Here is a 22,130-nt window from a genome sequence, read left to right as displayed (position 1 = left end):
TGCGTCCCGCGCCCGACGGTGACCGCTGGACGCCGATCGCCGGGACTGGTCGGCCCGGCGCGGGGTGAACGGTGGAACGGCACTTTCAGGAACCGTGCTGCGCCTCGGGATCGGCACCAAGGTGGTCGAGGAGCTTGGCCTGCAGGGCGGCCGTGTCCGGGTGGCCGAGCTCCTCGAAGAGGGTCAGGGCCCGCGTCCAGGCGTGGTGGGCGGCGTCGGGGTCCGCGGCGGAGTGGTGGGTGTCGCCGAGGTAGGCGAGGCAGACGGCTTCGCCCGTCCGGTCCCCGCTCGCGTGGAACAGGCCGGCGGCTTGGCGGTAGCAGTCCACCGCCTCCCCGTGTTCGCCCAACCGGTGGTGGAGGTAGCCGAGGCTGTCCCAGGTGTGGGCCTGGCCGTTGACGTCCCCGAGTTCCTGGCTCAGCGCGAGGGACTCCCGGCATCGGGCGAGGGCCTGGTGGTGGTCACCGAGTTCGGTCAGGCACCAGCCGAGGTTGTTGAGCGCCGCGGCCTGGCCGGCGCGGTCGGCATCGGCCACGTAGTGGGCGAGGCTCCGGAGGTTGTGCTCGACGGCTTCCTCTTGGCGGCCCTCCAGCCCGGCCAGGCAGGCCAGGTTCTGGAGGGTACGGGCCTGACCGGCGTGGTTGCCGAGCTCGCCGAACAGGCGGAGCGCGAGTTCGCCGTGCGCGCGGGCTTCTTCGACACGGTTCCGGCCCGCCTCGGCCAGCGCCAGCCCCCAGTGCGCGTTGGCCAGCCCTGCCTCGTCGTCCGCTCGCTGCGCGGCTTCCCGCGCTTGGTCGTGGCAGGAAGCCATCGTCTCCCAGCGTGCCTGCCGGTCGAGGAAAGTGCTCACGGCCGAGGCGAGTTGCCAGGCGTGGGTGCCGAAACCACGGGCGCCTGCCTGAGCCACGGCGGCGACCAGCACGGGGTACTCGGCGGTGAACCACCGCACCGCCGCCCCGGACTCCGCGAAGTCCTCGGGTGCCGCCCCCGGTCGGGCGGGAACCGGGGTGAACAGCGCATGCTTGCGGTTGAGCCGGGTGTCGGCGGCGTGGGCGGTGTGGACGTAGTGCTCGAGCAGCCGGCCGATCGCCTCCCCGCGGTCCTGGTCACGGTCGTGGGTAACGGCCAGCTCGCCGGCGTAGGAGCGCAGCAGGTCGTGGCAGGCGTATCGGCCCGTGGAGACCTCGGTGAGCAGGCTTCCCCGGATCAGCTCGGTCACCAGCGCCTGGGCGGATTCCCGGGTGACGCCGGCCAGCGCGGCCACGGCGGGCAGGCCGACGTCGGGCCCGGCGTGCAGGCCCAACAGCCGGAAGAGCCGGCCGGCGTCGGCGCCGAGCCCGCGGTACGACCAGGCGAACACCTCCCGCACCCGGCTGACCGGATCCCCGGCGTCGAGTGCGTTCAGGCGGCCGCCGGGCCGTCGCAGCTCGGCGGCGAACGCGGCGAGTGGAACTGCGGGCGCCGCGGCTGCCCGGGCGGCCACGATGGCCAGCGCCAAGGGCAGCCCGGCGCACAGGTCGACGATCTCACGCGCGGCGTCCGGCTCGGCGGCCACCCGCCGGGTGCCGAGCCGGGTCGCGAGCAGGTCCCGGGCCTCGTCCGGGGTGAGGACGTCGACGGTCAGCAGGTTCGCGCCCTCGGTCACGGCGAGGCTGGTGAGCCGGTTGCGGCTGGTGACCAGGGTCAGGCAGGTCGTGGAGCCCGGCAGGAGGGGACGCACCTGCTCGGCGTCACGGGCGTTGTCGAGCAGGACCAGGACCCGCCGGCCGGCCAGCAGGCTGCGGTAGAGCCCTGCCTGCGCGGTGAACCCGGCGGGAATCCGGGCCGGCGGCACGCCGAGCGCGTCCAGGAATCCGCGCAGTACCTCGGCCGGGTCGGCGACAGCGCCGTCGGGATCGAACCCGCGCAGGTTCGCGTAGAGCTGGCCGCCGGGAAACGCGTCCTGCACCTGGTGCGCCCAGTGCACCGCCAGCGCGGTCTTGCCCACTCCACCGGTCCCCGATACGGCCGAGACGACTGCTACGCCACCGCTCGCCCGACCGGCTGCCCCCGTACCCGGCAGCAGTTGGTCGAGCCGCGCCAGCTCGTCCTTGCGCCCGCTGAACGCAGCGAGGGCGAGAGGCAGCTGGGCCGGGACCGGGAACGCCGGCGTCGTTCCGGTCGTCGCCGGGGGCGACGGCGCGTCGAGGGCCGGATCCTGGCGCAGCATCGCGGTGTGCAGCTCGCGCAACGCCGGGCCGGGCTCGATGCCGAGTTCGTCGGCGAGGGTGCGGCGCAATCGCTGGTGAGCCGCCAGTGCGTCGGCCTGGCGGCCGGTGCGGTAGAGGGCCAGGATCAGCAGCCGGTGGAGCTCTTCGTGCCACGGGTGTTCGCCGCACAGGCGCTCCAGCTCGGGCACGAGCTGGGTGTGTTCGCCGAGGGCGAGCCGGGCCCGCATGAGGCCCTCCTCGGCGCGCAGGCGGAGGTGGTCGAGCCGCCGCACGTGCTCGTCGAACCACGGAAGACCGGTGACGTCGGCCAGCGGCCGGTCACGCCAGAGGCCGAGCGCGGCCCCCAGCCGGGCCGCGCCGTCGCGGGGGTCGGCGCAGCGGGTGCCCTCGCCGACCAGGCGTTCGGCTGCCTGGACGTCGGTGACCTCGCCGGAGATCTCCAGGCTGTAGCCGGGCGGGCGGGACCGGATCGCGGCCCGGTCGCCGAGTGCCTTGCGCAGGAAGGAAAGATGCGACTGCAGGGTGTTTCCCGCGGTGGCGGGCGGCCGGTCACCCCAGACGACTTCGATGAGGAGATCGCTGCTGACCACCTGGGCGGGCTGCAACGCCAGCGCGGCCAGGACCGCCTTGCGCCGCTGTCCGGGTACCGGGCGCGCCGCCCCGCCGACGACGATGTCGACCGGACCGAGCAGTCGCACCCTCATCCGGCTTCGCCCCTTCAGCACCCGGCCCGATGCTGGAGCAGCCTACTCTCGTCGCGGGCGTGCCGGCGGCTTCGTGGTGCCCGGCAGCCCACCAGTCCCTGTGCGGTGCCCGAAAGGGCAGCGCACAGGGACCGGCCGGCTTCGCCGCTAGCTCAGCACCCATCTCTCGTTGAAGCTGCCGAGACCGTCACAGCCGGCCATCGAAGGCACCGTGCCACTGCGCACGGTGCTCGTCCACAGGCAGAGCCCGCTTGTGCTCACGAGCAGTTCGTACACCGCGAAGGGCTGCCCCGGAGGAGTCGACTGGATGGAGACGCCCCATTGCTGGGTGGGGTCCGCGCTGTTGCAGGGCCGCATCACCACCGAGCCCGCTCCCGGCGGCGCCGTGATGCACCAGTCCGTGTTCTTGTTGACGAACAGCACCCTTCCGGTGGCGTTGTTGACCACTTCGATCCATCTCTGCTCCGCACCGCCGGTGCACCGCCACATCTGCAGCTTCCCGGCGTTTTCCGTGGCGTTGTCGAGACAGGCGTTCTCACCCAGCACCGAGATCTGCACGTCGGTCGCGGCCTCGGCCGGCGCGCCGGCCAGTGCGACCCCCAGCGCGGCCAGCAAGGTGAGCAAAAGCGCGTATACACGGCTCCTTCTGAACATGCCTACCCTCCTTCTCGTCTTGATCGATGGCCGGGGCAGCTTCACACCGGGGACTGGAACGGGCCTGAAACCGCCCTGAAACCGACGGCGACCCGGCCCTGCGCAAACGCCTCCGGCGAAAGGGGGTGTCGCCGAGGGTGAGCCCGCCGGTGAAGGACGTCCTGGGCGGGTGACCCGGACGCTCGCGCGCTACACCATCAACTCGACGCAGCTGTCGCAGACCGCGCGGCAGGTGGCGGCCGAGGCGGGACTGGGACCGGTGTGCCGCAACCCGTTCCGCAGCATCCTGGTCCGCGGGGTCGAGATCGTGTACGCGGTCGAGGAAGCGCTGCGGATCATCGACGCGTGGGAACCTCCGCCCCATGCCTTCGTCGAGGTACCGCCACGGGCCGGAATCGGGCACGGATCGCCGCGCCCTTCCTGGACATCACCTGGGAGGGCCGGTGACCCGGGCGGTCGTCACCGGAGTGGGCAACGAGTACCGGCGTTGCGGTGGCGGTGCCGGCCGCTGGATGCGGACCCGTATCCTCGGCGTCCGCACCCACCTGTGCGACGGTGAACCGGCGGAGCTGCTCGACTCATGGTCCGATGTGGACACGGCAGTGGTCGTCGACGCCGTGCTCTGCGAGCCGTCCACGCCGGGTCGCGTGTGGACGTCCACAGTGGATTGCTGGCCGCCGAGCGAGAGTTCGTCGAGCTCCCACGCACTGGGCATCCCGGACGCGGTCCGGCTCGGCGCCGCGCTCGGCCGGGTGCCGAAGTCAGGTTCGTCCGCCAATACGTCGCCACCAGCAGCACCCGGTCGGCCAGCGGCAACGCCCACTGCCGACCCGGACGCCCGTCCGCGATATCGTCCCCGCCCCGCTTCGCGACCAGCCGCACCAGCTTGCGGACGGCCCGAGCTGGCGTCCGTGGCACTGCTCAGTCCGGGGCCTTGAAGTTGATGTCTGTGACCGGAGGCCAGGCCGGCTGCGTGTCGGTGGCGCCATCGTGCTGTCGAGTGATCTGAAGGAACCCGGCGGGCAGTTCGAAGTCGGTACGGGCCAGCGTTCAACGACGTAAGTCGCAGAGGCGGTCAGGCTGCAGCGTCGTTGCGTGCAGCCGTAACAAGGTCGGTTTGATCGACGACGGTAGATCGCGACGACGAGAGGACGCGAACTCCCATGACCTGGACGCGGTCGAGAGCCGAGACGCTGGCCCTGCCGATCGACGCGCTCGCATTGTTGATCTTGCGCGACTATAAGGCTGGAGATGGCTGGAACTGTCAGAACTGGATGAGGGGCGCCGAGCAACAGGGGACCGCCCGGGATCGTGAGATCGGCCGCGCGTTGTCAGAAGGCTGGAGTTGGTTGATGACTCGCTGCCGCCGAACGGCTGGGGATGTCGCTGCACCCGCGCATCGCGCAGCTGGTCGAGCAGCAATTCCTGCTCGGTGAGTACGACGTCGCAGTGTTCGTGGCCATGCGAGAGGTGGAGATCCGCGTCCGAGACTTCGCCGGCGCGTCGGACTTGGACCTGGGCACCAAGCTGATCGACAAAGCGTTCGCTCCCGGGATCCCCGGGGTTTTGGTCGATCCCAAGGCTGAGCCGGGCGAGCAGCAGGCGATGCTGAACCTCTTCAAAGGGGTGATCGGGATGTTCAAGAACCCGACATCGCACCGAGCCGTGGAGTACGAGGACCCCGCAGTCGCCAGCGATGCGGTCCTGTTGGCTGATCTGCTCCTGCGGCTGCTCGACGGTGTCGAAGCCCGGCCGGCTGCTTGATCAATCGCCCTGGTTCGCGACGTTGTCTTCCGTCTGGGAGACGAGACCAGTCGCCTCGGCGAGTTTCAGGAGCTCACGTGTCTCGGCTCCGCAGCCGGGGTTCCCCATGCCGGCGCGGAGGGAGCCGAGATCTCCTCGACGACAGTGGCATCGATGCCGGGTACGCAGCTGTAGGATCCGCCATCTCGCCTGCTTGACGAAGATGTGCTCGCCCAGCCGTAGTTGCCGCCCGATCTGGGGAACGTAGCCGATGACTTCCGTGGCAGGGCGTTTGCTGGGGGTGCGCCGCTGGAGCGGATACATCGTCCACAAAGTGTGTCGTTCGGGATCATGGCTCTGACCTGCGGTTATGGAGACCCTGCTGGTCGCGTGGTGCAGTTGGCTGCCGTTGAGCGCGGTCCTGTGCAGTTGGATGCGGTTGGCGCCGTGGCTGTGCTCTAGGTTGCTCCACGTTAATTGGTGAGAGGTCGTCGCAGGCAGGCCTGCGCGGGCCTGTTTTGAGGCTCGTCGCAGACGGCTGCGCCTGGCGCTCAGCTCGGTTCACATGTGCGGCAGGTTCGCGCTCGGGGCGCGTTACCTTCCCGGTGAGTTGCTGCGATCATGGTGTCCATCGTGTCCCCGGGGCTGCCGTCAGAACGTCTGTGAGGCCAGCCCGTCAGCCGGACACGATCGACTCTCATTCTACGCTTTGACAAGCGTCCTCACCGCGTCATGGCCGGATGTTCGTCGGCGAATGTGGTCCGGAGGGGGTGCGCGATGACGAAAGTCGGTGGGCTACGTGACGTCCGCCGATCGGGCGCCGTCGAGGTGGGCGGCGGTACTGGGGAACAGGGCGACGGCATTGCGTCCCATGTCCTGGTGTTGCTCTGGCGCCAGGACACCTTCCGGGGCCGTTGGTCAGTCCCGCTGCGCGATGGTGATCACGACGTTGCCGATTTTCTGTCCGGTCTCCACATACCGGTAGGCATCGACGATCTGGTCCAGCGCATACCGACGGTCGATGACCGGCGTGAAGGCCCCGGACTCGATCAACTCCCGCAGGTGGCGAACGATGGCCTGGTTGTCCCGCGGGAACGCGAACTTCACCGTTTTGCCGCGCAGCAGCGGAGTGACCAATGCCAGCATGAGGTTCTGACCCCAGGGCCCCAGCTCCGAGGACAGGTACACCCCGCCGGGTTTGAGCAGGCGTCTGCAGCGGCCGAATGTGCTCTTGCCCACCGCGTCCAACACCACGTCGTAGGTCTGCTCGTCCTCGGTGAAATCCCCGGCTGTGTAGTCGACGACCCGGTCCGCGCCCAGGTGTTTCATCAGCGCCAGGCTCTCCGTGGCGCACACCGCGGTCACGGTGACGTCGAGACTCTTCAGCAACTGCACGGCCGCCGAGCCGATCCCACCGGTCGCGCCGTAGACGAGGACGTCCTGCCCAGCCCGGATTCTCGCGTGCCTGATGGCCGCGAGCGCGTAGTGCGCCCCTTCGGTGCTGGGAGCGGCCTGTTCGAAGGTCACGCCTGCCGGCACGGTCGCGATCGACCCGTCTTCCGGCACCGACAGGTACTCGGCATGCGCGCCGAACGCGCCCTCGTTGTACCCGAACACCCGGTCGCCGACCGAGAAGGACGTGACACCACGGCCGACCGCCTCGACCTCCCCGGCGAACTCGGTTCCCATGATCGTCTGCCGAGGCCGGGCGATGCCGGTGAGCAGTCGCATGAAGAAGGGCCTGGCCGCCCGGTAGGCACAGTCCGTCCGGTTCACCGTCGTCGCGTGCACCCGGACGAGCACGTCCCGGTTCCGGACCGCCGGCCTGTCGACCTCGCGGATCCGAACGACCTCCGGCGGACCGTACCTGGTGTGCACCGCAGCCTTCATGCGAAACCCTCTCGCGCCTGCCTCACCTTACTGTGTAAGGTAACCATACGTTGTAAGGTCCGGGCAAGGGTACGAAGAGTTCGGTGGCAGCGAAGGCGTCCCGGAAACCGCTCAGCCGGGAGCGCGCGACCGCTCCGGCACCCGGACGGCTCGCTGGCTGACCTGACCAGTCCGCTCATCGCCGCCGCCACTGCGGCCGGGGCTGGCGCCGGTCGAGCGGTGTATCGCGCTGACCGCCGGCCTGCGCGGCAGCCGACTGGTCACCCGCCCTCACTCGTCGGGCGTCGCGCCGCTGCCCGAGCCCGCGCTGCTGGTGCGCCGATCGCGCTCGCCGCGCACCACGAGAAGCCTTGAGTCGAGCGGTGCCTTGCGGCCGCAACCCGCACTGACGAGCTATGTCGGTCGCGCGGCCAGTCCCTGCGTTGTGCTGCCGCGCGCCGCTTGCCGAGGCGCACGCTCTGCGGCATGAGAGTGCGTCGTGCCGATCAACTCGTGAGCGGGAGCCAGCCGCTTGTTTCGCGATGGCGCCCAAGGCCTGCGGCATCGAACTCATCGAAGTGCTCGCCTTCGACCACGCCAAGCCACCGAAGCGCCCGGGAGATGGGACTGCCCTCGGCCGGTATCGGCTTCCCCGCGGGTAGGTGCAGGGGGCCGAGCACTACCTGACTGCCGTCCCATACCTGTGCTGACTGGGTTCCAGTCCCGCCGAAGTAGTCAGCCTCGACGTAGGCCACGGGACCGCCCGCTGAACAAGCGGCCAAGGCACGGTCGAACCCAGCGGGTATTTTCCAGAACAATTCGAGCTTGGCCGCTCCGGCGACGGTGACCGCGTCGAACAAGGCGTCGGTCATCGGGAGTAAGCGAAGGTGCGGGGTGAGCGGAACGATGCATGAGTCCTCTACCGTGCCCGCCAGCGTCCGGAGGACAGGCTCGGTGGCGATGGCTGCCTGCAGCTGATATCCCATGTCCTCATTCTTGTTCTTATCAGATCACGTGGGCCGGCGGGCATCGGGATGTCCGACGGGGATCCGGCATACCTGGCGTCACCCGGAAACACGCTCGTCGGCAGAAGAGGACGTTTGAGCGGTAATGTGAGTTCCGCGAGGCGCCGGAGCGCGTCGACCCAGATGAGCTTCCGACGGTTGTCCGGGCACCCTGGCGTTGCCCCGGTTCTCCGGACCTTGACGTGAGATGGCCGTAAAATCAGGCACGTCGCTTGCTCTTGTTTCGCTCGGGTTCAGCCAGGACAACGCTCGTCTGAGCAATCCCCTCGGAGGCCGGTGGCCGGGCTGGTCGTTGACGAGATCACTGGGGCCGACGCCGTACTCGGGGCGCAGGTCGCCGAAGCCGCGTTGGCGGTTCTCCATCTGTTCGCCGAACGGCTCGAGGATCTTGCGCTTGTGTTCCTCGATCGTCCGCTTCGACTTGTGCAGGCGGTCGGCGACCTCATGGTCGGACAGACCTCGGTCGAGCAGCGCCAGTGTCTCCTCGAGTGGTAAGGACAGCCGGACGTCGCGGCATTGCTTGATCAACTGGCGTAGGGCGTCGTGTAGGGGCGGAGGTCACGATGGTGCCATTGCGGCCAATCTTGATCACCGCTTACGTCAGTACGCCGTCGTCGCCAAGGTATGGTTCCGGCCCGGGAAAGGCCCGTAGTCGGCGGCTTGTGTCAGGTGAGCCTTGGTCCAGTGGGGGCATATCGTTCTCGATGAAAGGTGGCGAGAGCAAATCTGGAGGGTAACCATGGCTGCAGTCGTGATGGCCGCATTGGCGGGCTTGCTTGGGATCATCATCGGGCGGTTTTGGGACGGGAAGTCTGAGTCGTTGCGATGGCGACGAGATCAGACGACGCAGAGCTATCAGCGACTTGCTGAGGCATTTAGTCAGGTTTACGAGCACATCCGCGGGGCGGCGCTGGCGGAACCCGGCACCAGCGCGCTTGCTGAGATCACGGACCGCGCCCGCCAAGACAAAACCTGGGACAATGCGCTGGCTGCAGTTTGGCTGCATGGATCGACTAACGTCATCGAGAGCTCTTTGTTGCTGGATCACGAGGTAACGAAGATTTTCCACAAAGTCCAAGAGATCCAACTTAACCTGAATGATTGGAATGATGCCAGAAAGGGTGCTGCGGCTGCATTTGAGCGCTTTATCGAAGCTGCTCGCAAAGAGCTTCATCTTCCATTTGTGGCGATTCGACTGCTTCCTGATGTTGCGGACTGATCATTTTCGACACTTGGGGTCCGAGTTGAAGTTGGATGTAGTGAGTTAACTACCTGCTGTGGGCGGCCAGCCGGGCTGTCATTCGGCAGAGCGGTAAGGTGTTTGGTCTGCCTCCGGCAGGCTTCAAGGGTTCGGCCGCCCGGGGACCTGCGAGCCGTGGGCGCCGTACCATTGGGAGCCCCTCGTCGGCATGGGCGCGTGCGGTCGCGATAGGCGGGTGCGGTTGGTGACTTCGCAGCGGCGGGCTGTGTTCGCCATTTGTTGCTGGAGGGCTATCAGATCTTCAGCACTGGTGAGCGTGGAACACTGAGTAGTCTACTGCTTCGCCGAAAGAACAATCACATCCCAGCCTGCTTGAAAGGCGAGCGTGGGACCTGGCCTTAAGCATAGATTGTCGGTCGGGAACCCAGATTAGTCGATGACTTCGATTTCGGTGTAGCTAATCAGGTCCCACACACTAATGGTTCCGTTGTCACTGGCGATGACAGCGATCGGGCGGCCGTCGACCTCGGTCGCCACTATCGCAGAGACCGGCTGGGTGTGACCTGTGAGGGTGGCGCGTTCCGAGCCGTCATCCTGGTTCCATACCAGTATCTGTGCTCCGTCCCGTGACGAGGTGTCTGTCGGCCCCGGCTTCGAGCGCGGCGCGGTGGCGTTCCGGCGCACGATCGCATTGGATGACGAGCTTCTCGGCGGCCGCGATGGCGAGATCGTCGTCAAGGTCAGGCTGCGCGGCGTAGAGGGCGCCGACGGTGTCGTGGGGCCGGTGCGGAGCGAACTGGCTGCGAGCCGGTTGTCGATGGGGATGCTTGCGTCGTCTGCCCTAGTGGCTCTTCGGTGTTGACGCCATGCGAGTACTCCCGTTCGAATGCAGGGTGCACAGGCGCGATGTCGCGGTCCGTTCATCGAAGCGCCCTCACTGGGTGATCCCGGTGATGGGTCACTGCGCGGTGTAGCCGCCGTCGGCGTGCACCATCGCGCCGGTGGTGAAGGACGAGCCGGCGAAGAGCAGCGGGAGCGCCGCGTGTGCGATGTCCTCGGGCCTGCCCCACAGGCCGCTTCTCTGCCGTGGCCTTCGGGTAGTCGGCGGGCCGTATGCGCACGGGAGCGGCAGGAAGCCAGGCCGTCACACGTCCGGTCCGGATCGGCTCCAGCCAGCCTCAACCGGCACGAAAATGCAGGTCAGGCCCTATCTGACCACGAGAGGTGTCAGCTCGGAAAACGATGTCCTAAGTTCTGGCGCAAGTGACGTCGGCGGCGGCGTCCCCGGGCGGGGACGCCGCCCAGGTGTCGAAGTCGTCCCAGGCCGACAGCCGCCGGCGGCTGGTGAAGCGGCGGTGGGCGCCGGTCAGCGGGTCGTCGAAGTCGAGGACCCTGGCCAGCAGCTGCAGGGGTTTCGTGAAGTCGCCCAGCGGCTTCTCGCGCAGCTCCGGGTAGAAGTCGTCGCCGAGGATCGGGACGCCGAGGCTGCTCAGGTGCACGCGCAGCTGGTGGGTCCGGCCGGTCGACGGGACCAGCCGGTACCGGCCGCGCCCGTCGCGGTGTTCGAGCAGCTCGACGTAGGTCTCGGCGTTCGGTTCGCCCGGCACTTCCCGCGCGGCCAGCACGCCGCGGTCCTTGACGATCCGGCTGCGGACGGTCCTCGGCAGGGTCAGCGCCGGGTCGTACGGCGCGATCGCTTCGTACTCCTTGTGCACCCGGCGGTCGCGGAACAGCGTCTGGTACCTGCCTCGCAGCTCGGGGGTGATCACGAACATCACCAGCCCCGCGGTGACGCGGTCGAGGCGGTGCGCGGGGGACAGGTGCGGCAGGTCGAGGTCGTGGCGCAGCCGCACGAGCGCCGTCTCCAGGATGTGCTGCCCGCGCGGGATGGTCGCCAGGAAGTGCGGTTTGTCGACGACGAGCAGGTGTTCGTCGCGGTGCACGACGTCGATCGCGAACGGCACCGGCACCTCGTCGGGCAGATCGCGGTGGAACCAGATGAACGAGCCGGGCGCGTACGGCGTGTCGACGCCGAGCGGGCCGTCGGTGCCGTGGATGCGTTCCTCGCGCAGCATCTGCTCGATGCGGCCGGGTGCGACGCGGGGCAGCCGCTCGACCAGGTGTGCCAGCAGGGTCGGCCACTCGCCGTCGGGCAGCTTGAGCCGGGCGGGGTCGAGCCCGTGGCGGGGCGGGATCGGCGGGCGGAGCTTGCGTCTCATCGTCCCCCGACTGTAACTAACCCTCCGACGGCGTCCGGTAGCGCGCGAGGTAACGGGCGGTCGCCTCGGCGTTCTTCGCTTCGGCGGCCTCGGCGCGGATGCGACGCCCGGTGTTGTGCGCGAAGCCCTGCCGGCCGAGCCGGTGCTCCACGCTCTCCTCCATGTACGCGCACGAGTAGAAGTACGCGACCAGGGCGGCCATCAGGACCAGTGAGAGCCGCAGCCAGATCGAGCCGGGCAGCAGCAGCCACACGGCGCACAGCGGCAGGATGCCGACCGACCGCTGGAGCACGTACCGCGCGCGCCAGTGCTTCGACGTCGCGTCGTGCAGCGCCCAGTCGTTGTAGCGCTCCGGGAGCCGCACGCCGACGGCGTAGCCGAACCAGCGGAGCACGTGGGGTCGTTCCATGAGTTCGATAGTACACTAATGCTTAGTGCACTAATCATTAGCGCGATGGACGACACAGTAGGATCGGGACATGATCGACCTGGGTGAGGACCCCCTGAAGCTGGACCGGCAGGTGTGCTTCGCGCTGTCGGTGGCTTCGCGCAGCGTGATCGCGATCTACCGGCCGCTGCTCGAGCCGCACGGCCTGACCCACCCGCAGTACCTGGTGATGCTGGCGCTGTGGGAGCGGTCGCCCCGGTCGGTCAAGGACCTCGGCGCGGCCCTGCGCCACGAGCCCGCGACGCTGTCGCCGCTGCTCAAGCGGCTGGAGGCGCTCGGGTACGTGACCCGCACCCGCAGCCGCTCGGACGAACGCCTGCTGATGGTCGAACTGACCGAGACCGGCCGGGCGCTGCGGGCGGAGGCGGAGAAGATCCCGTACAAGGTGGTCGAGACGCTCGGCATGGACGTCTCCGAGCTGGAAACCCTGCACGGCGTGCTGACCAGGGTCATCGACGCGACCGCCTGAGGAATTCCCGGCCGTCCGGCGCGTTGCTCCCGGAGGAGCCCTTCCGGGAGGAACCTTGCTGAAGATCAGGCTGGGCGTCGCGCCCGCGGCCGGGACCGGCCCGGCGGAGTTCGCCGGGCTGGCGGCGCGGCTGGAGGACGCCGGCGTCGACTCGCTGTGGCTGTCCGAGCTCGTCTATTCGCCCGAAGTCGACCCGATGATCGGGATGGCGCACGCGCTGGCGCGGACGTCGAGGCTGAAGGTCGGCACCGGGGTCGCGATCCTGCCGGGCCGGCACCCGGTCCTGGTCGCCAAGCAGCTGCGCACCCTGGCCGGGCTCGCGCCCAAGCGCGTCCTGCCGGTGTTCGGCCTCCGGCCGGCCCGCGCGGCCGAAACCGGCCTGTTCCCGGTGCCGGCGGGCCGCCGCGCCGCGGTGTTCGACGAGTCGCTCGTGCTGCTGCGCCGGCTGCTGGAGGAGGACGACGTCTCCTTCGACGGCGAGTTCTTCCGGGTCGACGGCGTCCGGCTGGGCCCGCGCCCGCAGAAACGCCTCGACGTCTGGCTGGGCGGATCGGCCCCGGCGGCCCTGCGCCGCACGGGTCGTCTCGCGGACGGCTGGCTGGGCAGTTTCCACACGCCGTCGCAGGCCCGCGACGCCCGGGTCGCGATCCAGCGGGCCGCGGCGGAGGCGGGGCGCGAGATCGAAGAGGACCACTTCGGGCTCAGCCTCGCGGTCGCCGACCGCGGGATCCCGGACGAGCTCGCGGCGGTGGCGGCCCGCCGGAGCCCCGGCGCCCCGCTGACGGACCTGGTGGCGACGAGCTGGCCGGCCGCCCGGCAGCTGGTGGAGCAGCACATCGAAGCCGGCCTGTCGAAGTTCGTGATCCGGCCGGCGCACGCCGACTTCGACGGCTTCCTGGAGAAGTTCCTGGCCGAGCTGGTGCCGCTGCAGAACTAGCGGTGGGTCAGGCCGCCGTGGACCTGGCCGATCTGGAACGCGGTCCCGCTCACCGTTCCGGTGATGGTGTTCGTCGTGCCGCCCGGCGCCGCCGGCGGGACGAGGGCCTCGGCCGGCTCCTCCGCGTGGTCGCCGCCCGCGCCGTGGCGCAGCAGGTCCCCGCTCGGGTTCGGGACGTAGAGGTGGACCGTGCCGCGGTACTCCTTGACCGAGACCTCCGCCGGCACCACCTTCGACGCCGGGAGCTTCGCGTATCCGCCGGCCAGCACGTCTTCGAACACCCGCTGGGAGAGCGCCACCACCAGGAACGTCTGGTCGGGGTCCGAGCGTTCCAGCACCGCCCGCACCGGGGCGGCGTCGAGCAGCCGGTGCGTGGCGATCACGGCAGTGCCGAGCGCGGCGGCGGAGGTCGTGCCCGGATCCGGTTCGAGGATCGGGCCGACGTTGAGGCTCGCCCGCATCCGCAGGCGGACCGACCGCGCGACCGACCGCAGCCGCGCGTCCCGCTCGGCGAGCACCGCCTGCAGCTCGTCGAAGAACCGGCTGACCACGGCGGGCAGGAACCGCGGGTCGAAGCCGAGGCCGTAACCGTCACCGGTGCCGTGCGGGAACAGGGCGGTTTCCCAGACTTCCCGCAGCCCGGCGCGGGCGAACGCCTGGGAGAGAACATCGGGAATGGCGGCGGCCACCATCGCCTGGGTGGCGCCGGAGCTGCTGCCGAACCCCTTGGTGTCGACCACCAGCAGGGCCCGGTAGGGCGGGAGTTCGTCGACGGACAAGGTCGGGCCTTCCTGGTTGCCGGGGCCCCTGATTCTGACGGACGGCCGGCCCGCGGATCTCGTACGTTCGAGGTAATTCCCCCGCTTCCCGTGCCGTCGCGCGCGGGGGACAGGTAAACAGAGAGGTTCGAGTCTGGGCGGGAGTTCTCGGATGACGTCTCGGAACGGTGCCGCATCACCGGCCGAAGTGCAGAACCACATCGACGGAGACGCGACCGGGGTGGTGCTCCAGGCCGGGACGATCACCGGCGACGTCTGGATCGCCGGCCCGCGATCGCTGCACCCGGTGCCCCGGCAGCTGCCGCCTGCCCCCTCGCACTTCACGAGCCGGGCCCACGAACTCGCGGCACTGGACGAGGTTGCCGGGCAGGAAACCGGCGGTCAGCCCCCGCTCGCCGTGCTGATCGGGCCAGGCGGAGTGGGCAAGACCGCGCTCGCCGTCACCTGGGGCGGCCGGCACGTGGAGCGCTATCCCGACGGCCAGCTCTACGCCGATCTGCGGGGGTTCTCGGCGGGGGCCACGGTGCTGCCGGACGAGGCGCTCGGGGCGTTCCTGCGCGCGCTGGGGGTCGCGCCCGAGCGCGTCCCGCCCGACCTGGCCGAGCAGGCGGCGTTGTTCCGGACGATGACCGCCGGCCGTCGGCTGCTGGTCGTGCTGGACAACGCCTTCTCGGCGGCCCAGGTCCGGCCGCTGATCCCGGCGTCGCCCGGCTGCACGGTGGTGGTGACCAGCAGGCTGCGGCTCGACGGGCTGGTTTCCGAGGGCGCGCGGTTCCTCGACGTGTCCCCGCTTTCCCAGCCGCACGCCGTGGAGCTGGTGGTGAGCGCCGTGGGGCCGAGCCGGGTCGCCGGCGAGCTCGACGACGTCGCCGAGCTGGCTGCACTGTGCGGACGGCTGCCGATCGCGCTGCGCGTGGCGGCCGCGCGGCTGGCGTCCCGGCCCCGGTGGCAGGTGGCGCGGGTGGTGGCCGAGCTGGGTGACGAACGCTCGCGGCTGCGAAGGCTGTCGGCGGAGGGAGACGCCTCGGTAGCGGCGATGTTCGACTGGTCCTACCGGGCGCTGCCGGACCCGGCGGCGAAGCTGTACCGGCTGCTGGGCGAGTTCCCGGGCCCGTCGTTCGGCGTCGACGTGGCGGCGGCGGCGACCGAGCTGCCCGACCCCGCCGAAGACCTCCAGCTGCTCGTCGACGCGAGCCTCCTGGAGGAGGTCGACGAGCTGCGCTACCGCTTCCACGACCTCGTCCGGCTGCACGCCCGCGCCCAGCGCGACGACGACCGCGCCGAGGTCGTGCCGCGGGTCGCGACCTGGTACCTGCACGCGATGACGCGGGCGAACCTGGTCGTCATCCCGACCCGTCGGCGGATCAGCCCGGTTTGCGAGCAGTACCGGACCACGCCGCCCGCGTTCGGCTCGGGGAGGGCCGCCCTCGACTGGCTCGACGAGCAGTTGCCGAACGTACTGGCGGTGCTCGAAGCAGCAGAGGCGCAGGGGCACTGCGAGGTGGCGTGGCAGCTGTGCGAGGCGTTGTGGGAGCTGTTCCTGCACCGGAAGCACTTCCCCCGGTGGCTGCGCTCGCACGAACTCGGGATCGCCGCGGCGCAGCGCTGCGGGAACGCTGTCGCGGAGTCAAGGCTGCGTTGCCAGCTGGGTCGCGCGTACCTGGACCTGGGCCGGTTCGAGGCGGCCGAGCAGGAATGCCGCCGCGCGCTCGAACTGGCGCGGGTGGCAGGGAGCCGGCACCTCGAATCGGTGGCACTGGACCAGCTGGGCATGGCTGCCGAAGGCCGCGGGGACCTGCTCGCGGCGATTTCGTCCTACACCGGCAGCCTGGCCATCGCAGAGGAACTCGGCATCGACCGCGACGTCGCGCGGCGGCATCGCCGGATCGGCGACGTGCTGGCGAAGGCCGATCGTGACGGCGAAGCGGCCGAGCACCTCGAACTCGCTCGCCGGATGTTCGCCGGCCTCGAGGAAGAGAAAGACGAGGCGAAGGTGCTGGTGGGCCTCGCCCGCCTGGACGCACGCGGCGGCGACCTCGCTTCGGCGACGCGGCTCCTGGAGCACGCGCGGAAGGTGCTGGCGGACTCGGGATCGTCGTTCTACCAGGCCGACGTCCTGGTCGGCTTCGCCGACGTGGCCGAGTGCGGCGACGACCCGTCAGTGGCGGGCGGCTACCTCACCGAGGCACTGCGGCTGTACGAGCAGGTCGGTGGGCTGCAGGTGGACCGGGTCCGTGCCCGTCTGCAGCGCTACCTCGGCGACGGAGAAGCCCGGAAACTCGGTGGATGAGCGTGAGGACGTCGCCGACGTCGCACACCGGTCGCGTCCGGTGGGAGCGAGGATCCGGGTCCGGCGCAGGGGCGCGGTTCGTCACCCGGGCGACCGGGTTCGTGGCAGCGGGACCGCCGGCCGGGAAACCGGGCGGGGGAGTGGCGCCGGGGGGACGAGGACCGCTCGTGCCGGTTCGGTCAGGCCGAGCAGGTCGTACATGGTCTTCCGGAGGATCCGGCCGGCCTGTCCGGGGCAGGAGGTCAGCAGGCCGGCGATGCGGGCGCCGAGCCCGCAGCACTGCCGGTCGGCCGCCGCGCGGAGCTGGGGCAGCAGCGGTCGCGTCGCGTCCCACAGCGGAGCGTGTTCGGCCAGCACCGCGGCCGGAGTGCCGGGCAGCAGCGGCTGCGGGCCGTGGGGAATCCGCAGGACCGGCGTCCCGAACCCGGCCGCGAACGGGCCGACGGAGGTGTAGTCGGCCATCACGTAGCCGGCGGCGGCGACCGCGCCGCGCCAGTCGGTGTGCGGAGCGAGCACCACGAGCCCGGCCTCGATGGCGTCCGAAAGCCAGCCGAGCACCTGACCGGCGCCGTGCTGCGACCAGATCTGCGGGTGGAGGGAAGCGACCACCAGGAAGCCGTCCCATCGGGCCGCGTCGACGATGTGCCGGAAGACGTCCGGCTCGATGCCGAACCCCGACCGAGGAGACCAGGTCACCGTGACCAGGATGATTTCCCGGTCGTCGGTGACGCCCAGTGCCTCCCGGTACTGCTCCCGGTAGGGCGTGCTCGCGACGAGCCGATCGAACGCGATGTCCCCGGCGACAACGGCGTGCGGAACGGCCTGCGGGCAGGTCTCGGCGAGGAGGTCCAGCTCGCGAACGTGAGTGAGCGCGATCCGGTCGGCGCGCACCCGCCCGGCCGGCATCAGCTGGGCGGGGTCCAGGCCGGTCACGAGCTTGCCGGCTGCCTCCGTGCGCCAGGGGCGGTACTGCCCGAGGCCCCCACCGTGGGGAACCAGCAGTGCGGGGCCCCGCACCCGGTCGAGGCCACGGGTGCTCGCGGCGAGAACGAGGCCGTGGGTGGTCTGCTCGGCCTGCTGCGCCGAAAGGAGGACTTCGCCCCGGCCCCGGATGAGATCGGCGGCATCGGGCCGGTCCTCACCGTCCTCCGGCACTGCGTACACCCGCTGCGTCCGGTGATCGGTTTCGAGGAGCGGAAGGAGATCCCCGAGGCGGCCGAGCGCGACGGAATGGGGGGCGAGGACCAGCACGGACTTGCCGAGCCGGGTCGCCCAGTGCCGGTCGTCTTCGTCGTTCATCGTGGCCACCCGGACGGCGAATCGGTCTAGAACTCCAGCTGCTCGGTCTTCCGCGGCATGAGCAACAACGCCCCCACCGACAGCACGGCCACGGCCAACAACCCCAGGAACACGTAGTGCGTCGCATCCGCCAGCGCCCCGCGCACGAACACCGCCGCCGCGGAGTCGGCGTGGCCGCCGCCCAGTACCAGGCTGGTCGCGTCCACCGAGGGCGGGAGCGGGCCCACTCCCGGTGGCGGTGAAGCGAAGCGCGAAGCCAGCGTCGCGTTCGCGATCGCCCCGAACACCGCCGCCCCGACCGCGCTGCCCAGTGAGCGGCTGAACAGGTTCGTCGCCGTCACCACGCCGCGGCGGTCCCAGCCCACCACCGACTGGATCGCCACCAGCGTCGGGCTCGCCGCCAGGCCCAGGCCGATGCCGAGGACGAACGCCGCGAACGCCGCCGCCCACAGGGACGACCCCGCGCCCAGCAGGGCCACCAGGACCCCGCCCGCGATGATGAACACGCTGCCGATCAACGCCGTGTCGCGGAAGCCGATGCGCAGGTAGATCTTGCCCGCCAGGGACGCCGAAATCGGCCAGCCCACCGTCAGCGCCGCCACCGCGAACCCGGCCACCAGCGCGCCCGCGCCGAGCACCCCCTGCGCGTACGTCGGCAGGTACGACGTCAGGCCCATCAAGACCGCGCCGACCACCACCGCCACCAGGTTGCCGCCCACCAGGACCCGGCGGGTGAACACCCACAGCGGCAGCACCGGCTCCGCCGCGCGCTTCTCCACCAGCACGAACGCCACCAGGAGCACCGCGCCCGAGACGAAGATCGCCACGCTCGGCACCGACCCCCACGCCCACGCGACGCCGCCTTCGAGCAGGCCGAGGATGAGCAGGGAACAGCCGACCGTGAGCAGGCTCGCGCCCAGGTAGTCGACCTTGTGCGGCTTGCGCTCCACGCGCTCGGTGAACCCGCGGAACAGCATCCACGCCGCGATCGCGCCCAGCGGCAGGTTGATGAAGAAGATCCAGCGCCAGTCCAGGTACTCGGCGAACACCCCGCCGAGGGTCGGGCCGACCACCGAAGCCGCGCCCCACACGCTGGCCACGTACCCCTGCACCCGCGCGCGTTCCTCCACCGTGTACAGGTCGCCGATCACCGTCATCGACATCGGCTGGATCGCACCGGCGCCGATGCCCTGGACCGCGCGGGCGGCGATCAGCACCGGCATGCTCCACGCCGCGCCGCACAGCACCGAGCCGACCAGGAACGCCGCAATCCCGAAGAACATCACCGGACGGCGGCCGAGCACGTCGGCGAACTTGCCGTACAGCGGCACCGTCACGGCCTGGGTGAGCAGGTAGATCGAGAACAGCCACGGGAACTGCGCGAAGCCGCCGAGGTCGCGCACCACCGACGGGACGGCGGTCGCGATGATCGTGCTGTCCAGCGCGACCAGCGCCGTGCTGAGCATGACCGCGATCAGCACCGGGCCGCGTTCGGACCGGAAGCCGACCCCCGTGGTGGCGGCGGACGTCGTCATCGGCGGGGTGCTCCTCGAAACGGTCATGACCGGAGTCAACTGCTTTGCAGTCCTAAGCATTCCATCCGGGCGGCACCGGCCCCAGCGAATTTCCGGCCGCCGGTGGCGCAAGATGGTCAGGATGAGCGACTGGATCCGGCCGATCGGGCGGGGCTGGGTGGTCCGCGACGCGGTCCCCGGCCCCGACGTCGACGAGTTCGCCGAGCCCGAGCGCGTGATCGCCGCGCTGGCCGCGCCCGGTGGCGCGGACAGCCTGCTGGCCGTGCAGCACCCCGCCCGCACGCCCGCCGCCCTGGCCCGCGGCCTGGACCTGACGGCCGCCGTCCCGGTCGCCCGCGCCGTGCTCGAACGGCTCCGCAAGCGGTTCTACCGGCCGGTGCGCGACGTCGTCGCGCCCTACCGCGTGGAAGGGCCGGACGGCGTGGCGCTCGGCCTGCTCTGCCTGGTCGACCCGGCGGCCGTGACCGACGACGGCGCCGCGCGCGTCCGCCACACCGAGGACGTCTACCCCGACGTCGTCACCGAACGGGCCGCGGTGCTCGCCGGCCTTGGCTGCGCGACGAGCGCGGCGATGCTCGTCCCGGCCGCCGGCGGCCCGGAGCTGACCGCGCAGGTCGAGCAGGCCTGCGCCGGCCTCGGCCTGCCCGATCTGTCCACTTCGGACGCGGCCGGGCGGCGCCACGACCTGTGGGTGGTGCCCGAAGGGCCGCTGCAGAGCCGCCTGCTGGTCGCGGTCGCGGCCACGGACCTGCTGGTCGCCGACGGCAACCACCGCGTGGCCGCCGCGGCGGCGGCCGGCCACGGTGCCCTGCTCGCCCTGGTCACCGCCGGGCCGGCGCTGGAGATCGGCGCGATCCACCGCGTCCTCACCGGCACCGGACTCGGCCCGGAGGACCTGGTGACGCGCTGGTGCGCGGCCGGCCTGGACGTCCGCTACGACGAGCACGCCGTGCCGGTCGCCGGCGAGGCCGTGGTGCGCGCCGGCGGGGCCGTGCTGCGGGTGCCGCTCCCGGCCGCGGACGGGCCGTGGCCGGTGATCGACCACGAGGTCGTCGAGCGGGTCCTGTTCGCGAGCGCGCTCGGGGTCGACCCGGACGGGCCGTGCGTCCGCCCGCTCCCGGCCGGGCGCCCGCTCCCGCCGGACGCCGACGCGGTGGTGCTGCTGGCGCCGGTGAGCTACGCCGACGTGCTGGCCGTGCACGCGTCCGGCCGCCGGATGCCGCGCAAGGCCACCTACTTCACGCCGAAGCCGCGCAGCGGGCTCCTGCTGGCGGAGCTTTAGCGGGCGTCCCACCAGTTCAGGACCCGGGTGGCGAACAGCGTCAGCCACTTCGACGGCTGCCCGGCCGGGACGTCCACGTCGAACCACACCCGGCCGGTGTCCGTCCGCTGCTGCAGCCACGTCCCGTCGGGCTGCCGGGCCGCGCGGACCAGCGCGATCGCGCCCGCCAGCCGGTCGTCCGGACGGCCCGCGTCGCGGAAGTAGGAAGCCGCGTTGAGCACGTCGTAGCGCCAGCGGAACGGGTAGCCGAACTCCGCCACCCACGCGCCGATCGGCTCGCCCGTGGACAGGCGGCGGAACAGGCCGCGCTCCAGCAGGTATTCCTCGCCCGCGAGGCGCACCGCCCGGGACTCCGGGGTGCCGCCGGTCGCGGCTTCGTGGGCGAGCAGGCCCTTGAGCACGTTGAGCGTCGAGTGGACCGACGAGCGCTTCGAGCCCTCGACCCACTCGCAGTTCCAGCCGCCGTCGGGGAGCCGGTGCTCGGCGAACCACCCGGCGATGCCGCCGACGTCCGCGCCCAGCCACACCCCGTTGGCCAGGGTCCAGGCGTTGATGCAGCAGTCGACTTCGCCGTCCCAGTACGGCAGGTCGTCGTACTCCCAGCGGCAGTTCCGGGCGAGCCGCTCGGCCGTGCCGCGCAGGGCCGCGGCGTCGAGACCCCATTCGCGCAGGGCGTTCAGCGACCACGTCGTCGCCGTCCACGGCTGGGGTTCGTCCCCGCGGAAGCCCGCCGGGAAGTACGCGCCGCCCGCCCACCGGCCGTCGGGGTCCTGCACGGCCAGCAGCCGGGCACCGAACCCCTCTGAGGCGACCCGCGCCCGCGTCGCTTCCCAGACCTCCGGGGGCTCGCCCGCCAGGTCGCGCTCCACCTGCCAGCGCAGGGCCGGGTCGGAATCGCGCAACCAGGCGAGCAGGTCCATCAGGCCCCCGTGACGCCGTCGATCGCCTCGCGCAGGAAGTCCGCGTGGCCGTTGTGGCGGGCGTACTCGTGGATCATGTGCAGCATCACCAGCCGCAGCGAGACGTCCTCGCCCCAGCGCGGCTGGTGGCCGGTGACGTCCAGCGACTCGGCCGCTTCTTCGATCTTGCGCGATTGTTCGACCTCGGCCTGCCACGCGTCGAAGGCTTCGGAGCGCGTCGAGGAACTCGCGTCGTAGGCGGCCTGGTAGTCGCCTTCGCCCGACCACACCAGCGGGACGTCCTCGGCGTTGATCACCCGCCGGAACCAGGTGCGCTCGACCTCGGCCATGTGCCGGACCAGGCCGAGCAGCGACAGGGTCGACGGCGGGCTCGAAGCCCGGCGGAGGTCCTCGTCGGACAGTCCGTCGCACTTCATCGCGAGGGTGGCGCGGTGGAAGTCGAGGAAGGTGCGCAGCATTTCGCGCTCGCCCCCGGTCAGGGGCGGTTCGGGACGTTCAGTGGTCACGCGGGAGTGTCTATCACGCCGGGAAATGTCGTACCCGTGT

The 22,130-nt window shown here is 70.8% G+C and carries 20 protein-coding genes; 7 read left to right on the top strand and 13 right to left on the bottom strand.

The genetic code is table 11. The features are described 5' to 3' along the window. Positions 1–85: 85 nt before the first annotated feature. Together ACWEGE_RS14600 and ACWEGE_RS14595 are read right to left on the bottom strand one after the other, a co-directional pair. Positions 86–2,914, bottom strand: a complete 2,829-nt coding sequence (locus ACWEGE_RS14600; protein ID WP_449660930.1) for a BTAD domain-containing putative transcriptional regulator — start codon at positions 2,912–2,914, stop codon at positions 86–88. Between the two features lie 147 nt (positions 2,915–3,061). Beyond that, positions 3,062–3,568 (bottom strand): RICIN domain-containing protein, encoded by a 507-nt coding sequence (locus ACWEGE_RS14595; protein WP_449660929.1) that lies wholly within the window; start codon positions 3,566–3,568, stop codon positions 3,062–3,064. A gap of 1,380 nt (positions 3,569–4,948) precedes the next feature. Between ACWEGE_RS14595 and ACWEGE_RS14590 the strand changes: the two genes are divergently transcribed. Beyond that, entirely contained in the window at positions 4,949–5,332 is a 384-nt protein-coding gene (locus tag ACWEGE_RS14590) for a TIGR02391 family protein (RefSeq protein WP_449660928.1), read from the top strand. Positions 5,333–6,229: 897 nt separating this feature from the next. Here the strand turns inward: ACWEGE_RS14590 and ACWEGE_RS14585 are convergent. From ACWEGE_RS14585 to ACWEGE_RS14575, 3 genes are all read right to left on the bottom strand, one after another. Next, positions 6,230–7,201 carry an NAD(P)-dependent alcohol dehydrogenase gene (locus ACWEGE_RS14585; RefSeq protein WP_449660927.1) on the bottom strand — a complete coding sequence of 324 codons (972 nt, stop codon included), beginning with the start codon at positions 7,199–7,201 and terminating at the stop codon, positions 6,230–6,232. Between the two features lie 485 nt (positions 7,202–7,686). Then, on the bottom strand, positions 7,687–8,166 hold the full coding sequence (locus ACWEGE_RS14580) for a hypothetical protein (RefSeq protein WP_449660926.1): 480 nt from the start codon (positions 8,164–8,166) through the stop codon (positions 7,687–7,689). 78 nt (positions 8,167–8,244) lie between these two features. Next, positions 8,245–8,733: a hypothetical protein gene (locus ACWEGE_RS14575; protein WP_449660925.1), complete on the bottom strand. Its 489-nt coding sequence runs from the start codon at positions 8,731–8,733 to the stop codon at positions 8,245–8,247. 211 nt (positions 8,734–8,944) lie between these two features. Between ACWEGE_RS14575 and ACWEGE_RS14570 the strand changes: the two genes are divergently transcribed. Together ACWEGE_RS14570 and ACWEGE_RS14565 are read left to right on the top strand one after the other, a co-directional pair. Next, on the top strand, positions 8,945–9,424 hold the full coding sequence (locus ACWEGE_RS14570; RefSeq protein WP_449660924.1) for a hypothetical protein: 480 nt from the start codon (positions 8,945–8,947) through the stop codon (positions 9,422–9,424). A gap of 553 nt (positions 9,425–9,977) precedes the next feature. Beyond that, a complete protein-coding gene (locus ACWEGE_RS14565; RefSeq protein WP_449660923.1) occupies positions 9,978–10,268 on the top strand; it encodes a hypothetical protein in 291 nt (96 codons plus the stop codon). A 96-nt stretch (positions 10,269–10,364) separates the two neighbouring features. Here ACWEGE_RS14565 and ACWEGE_RS14560 read toward each other — a convergent pair whose 3' ends face one another. The 3 genes from ACWEGE_RS14560 to ACWEGE_RS14550 all read right to left on the bottom strand — a co-directional run bounded on the left by ACWEGE_RS14560 (position 10,365) and on the right by ACWEGE_RS14550 (position 12,019). Continuing rightward, positions 10,365–10,478: an SDR family oxidoreductase gene (locus ACWEGE_RS14560; protein WP_449660959.1), complete on the bottom strand. Its 114-nt coding sequence runs from the start codon at positions 10,476–10,478 to the stop codon at positions 10,365–10,367. 175 nt (positions 10,479–10,653) lie between these two features. Next, positions 10,654–11,625 carry an RluA family pseudouridine synthase gene (locus tag ACWEGE_RS14555; RefSeq protein WP_449660922.1) on the bottom strand — a complete coding sequence of 324 codons (972 nt, stop codon included), beginning with the start codon at positions 11,623–11,625 and terminating at the stop codon, positions 10,654–10,656. A gap of 16 nt (positions 11,626–11,641) precedes the next feature. Then, a complete protein-coding gene (locus ACWEGE_RS14550) occupies positions 11,642–12,019 on the bottom strand; it encodes a DUF5313 domain-containing protein (RefSeq protein ID WP_449660958.1) in 378 nt (125 codons plus the stop codon). 85 nt (positions 12,020–12,104) lie between these two features. On the opposite strand from ACWEGE_RS14550, the gene ACWEGE_RS14545 reads away from it, so the two are divergent. After that, on the top strand, positions 12,105–12,542 hold the full coding sequence (locus ACWEGE_RS14545) for a MarR family winged helix-turn-helix transcriptional regulator (RefSeq protein ID WP_449660921.1): 438 nt from the start codon (positions 12,105–12,107) through the stop codon (positions 12,540–12,542). Between the two features lie 55 nt (positions 12,543–12,597). Continuing rightward, positions 12,598–13,479 carry a TIGR03854 family LLM class F420-dependent oxidoreductase gene (locus tag ACWEGE_RS14540; RefSeq protein WP_449660920.1) on the top strand — a complete coding sequence of 294 codons (882 nt, stop codon included), beginning with the start codon at positions 12,598–12,600 and terminating at the stop codon, positions 13,477–13,479. Here the strand turns inward: ACWEGE_RS14540 and ACWEGE_RS14535 are convergent. Beyond that, on the bottom strand, positions 13,476–14,258 hold the full coding sequence (locus ACWEGE_RS14535; RefSeq protein WP_449660919.1) for a hypothetical protein: 783 nt from the start codon (positions 14,256–14,258) through the stop codon (positions 13,476–13,478). The two genes, ACWEGE_RS14540 and ACWEGE_RS14535, sit on opposite strands and share 4 nt — an antisense overlap. A 151-nt stretch (positions 14,259–14,409) precedes the next feature. On the opposite strand from ACWEGE_RS14535, the gene ACWEGE_RS14530 reads away from it, so the two are divergent. Then, positions 14,410–16,548 carry an ATP-binding protein gene (locus ACWEGE_RS14530; RefSeq protein WP_449660918.1) on the top strand — a complete coding sequence of 713 codons (2,139 nt, stop codon included), beginning with the start codon at positions 14,410–14,412 and terminating at the stop codon, positions 16,546–16,548. Between the two features lie 81 nt (positions 16,549–16,629). Here the strand turns inward: ACWEGE_RS14530 and ACWEGE_RS14525 are convergent, their stop codons facing one another. Continuing rightward, positions 16,630–17,847 (bottom strand): hypothetical protein, encoded by a 1,218-nt coding sequence (locus ACWEGE_RS14525; protein WP_449660917.1) that lies wholly within the window; start codon positions 17,845–17,847, stop codon positions 16,630–16,632. Between the two features lie 26 nt (positions 17,848–17,873). Then, a complete protein-coding gene (locus tag ACWEGE_RS14520) occupies positions 17,874–19,382 on the bottom strand; it encodes an MDR family MFS transporter (RefSeq protein WP_449660957.1) in 1,509 nt (502 codons plus the stop codon). Between the two features lie 121 nt (positions 19,383–19,503). Here ACWEGE_RS14520 and ACWEGE_RS14515 point away from each other — a divergent pair, with 121 nt between their 5' ends. Next, positions 19,504–20,664: a DUF1015 family protein gene (locus ACWEGE_RS14515; protein WP_449660916.1), complete on the top strand. Its 1,161-nt coding sequence runs from the start codon at positions 19,504–19,506 to the stop codon at positions 20,662–20,664. On the opposite strand, the gene ACWEGE_RS14510 is transcribed toward ACWEGE_RS14515, so the two are convergent. After that, entirely contained in the window at positions 20,661–21,584 is a 924-nt protein-coding gene (locus tag ACWEGE_RS14510; protein WP_449660915.1) for a squalene cyclase, read from the bottom strand. The two genes, ACWEGE_RS14515 and ACWEGE_RS14510, sit on opposite strands and share 4 nt — an antisense overlap. Beyond that, positions 21,584–22,090, bottom strand: a complete 507-nt coding sequence (locus ACWEGE_RS14505) for a DinB family protein (RefSeq protein WP_449660914.1) — start codon at positions 22,088–22,090, stop codon at positions 21,584–21,586. Before ACWEGE_RS14505 ends, ACWEGE_RS14510 begins: the two co-directional genes overlap by 1 nt. Between the last annotated feature and the right edge of the window lie 40 nt (positions 22,091–22,130).

It is taken from the genome of Amycolatopsis sp. NPDC004747 (genome assembly GCF_053601335.1).
The sequence above is the reverse complement of the archived record's forward strand: the minus strand, read 5'-3'. Positions and strand labels throughout refer to the sequence as shown.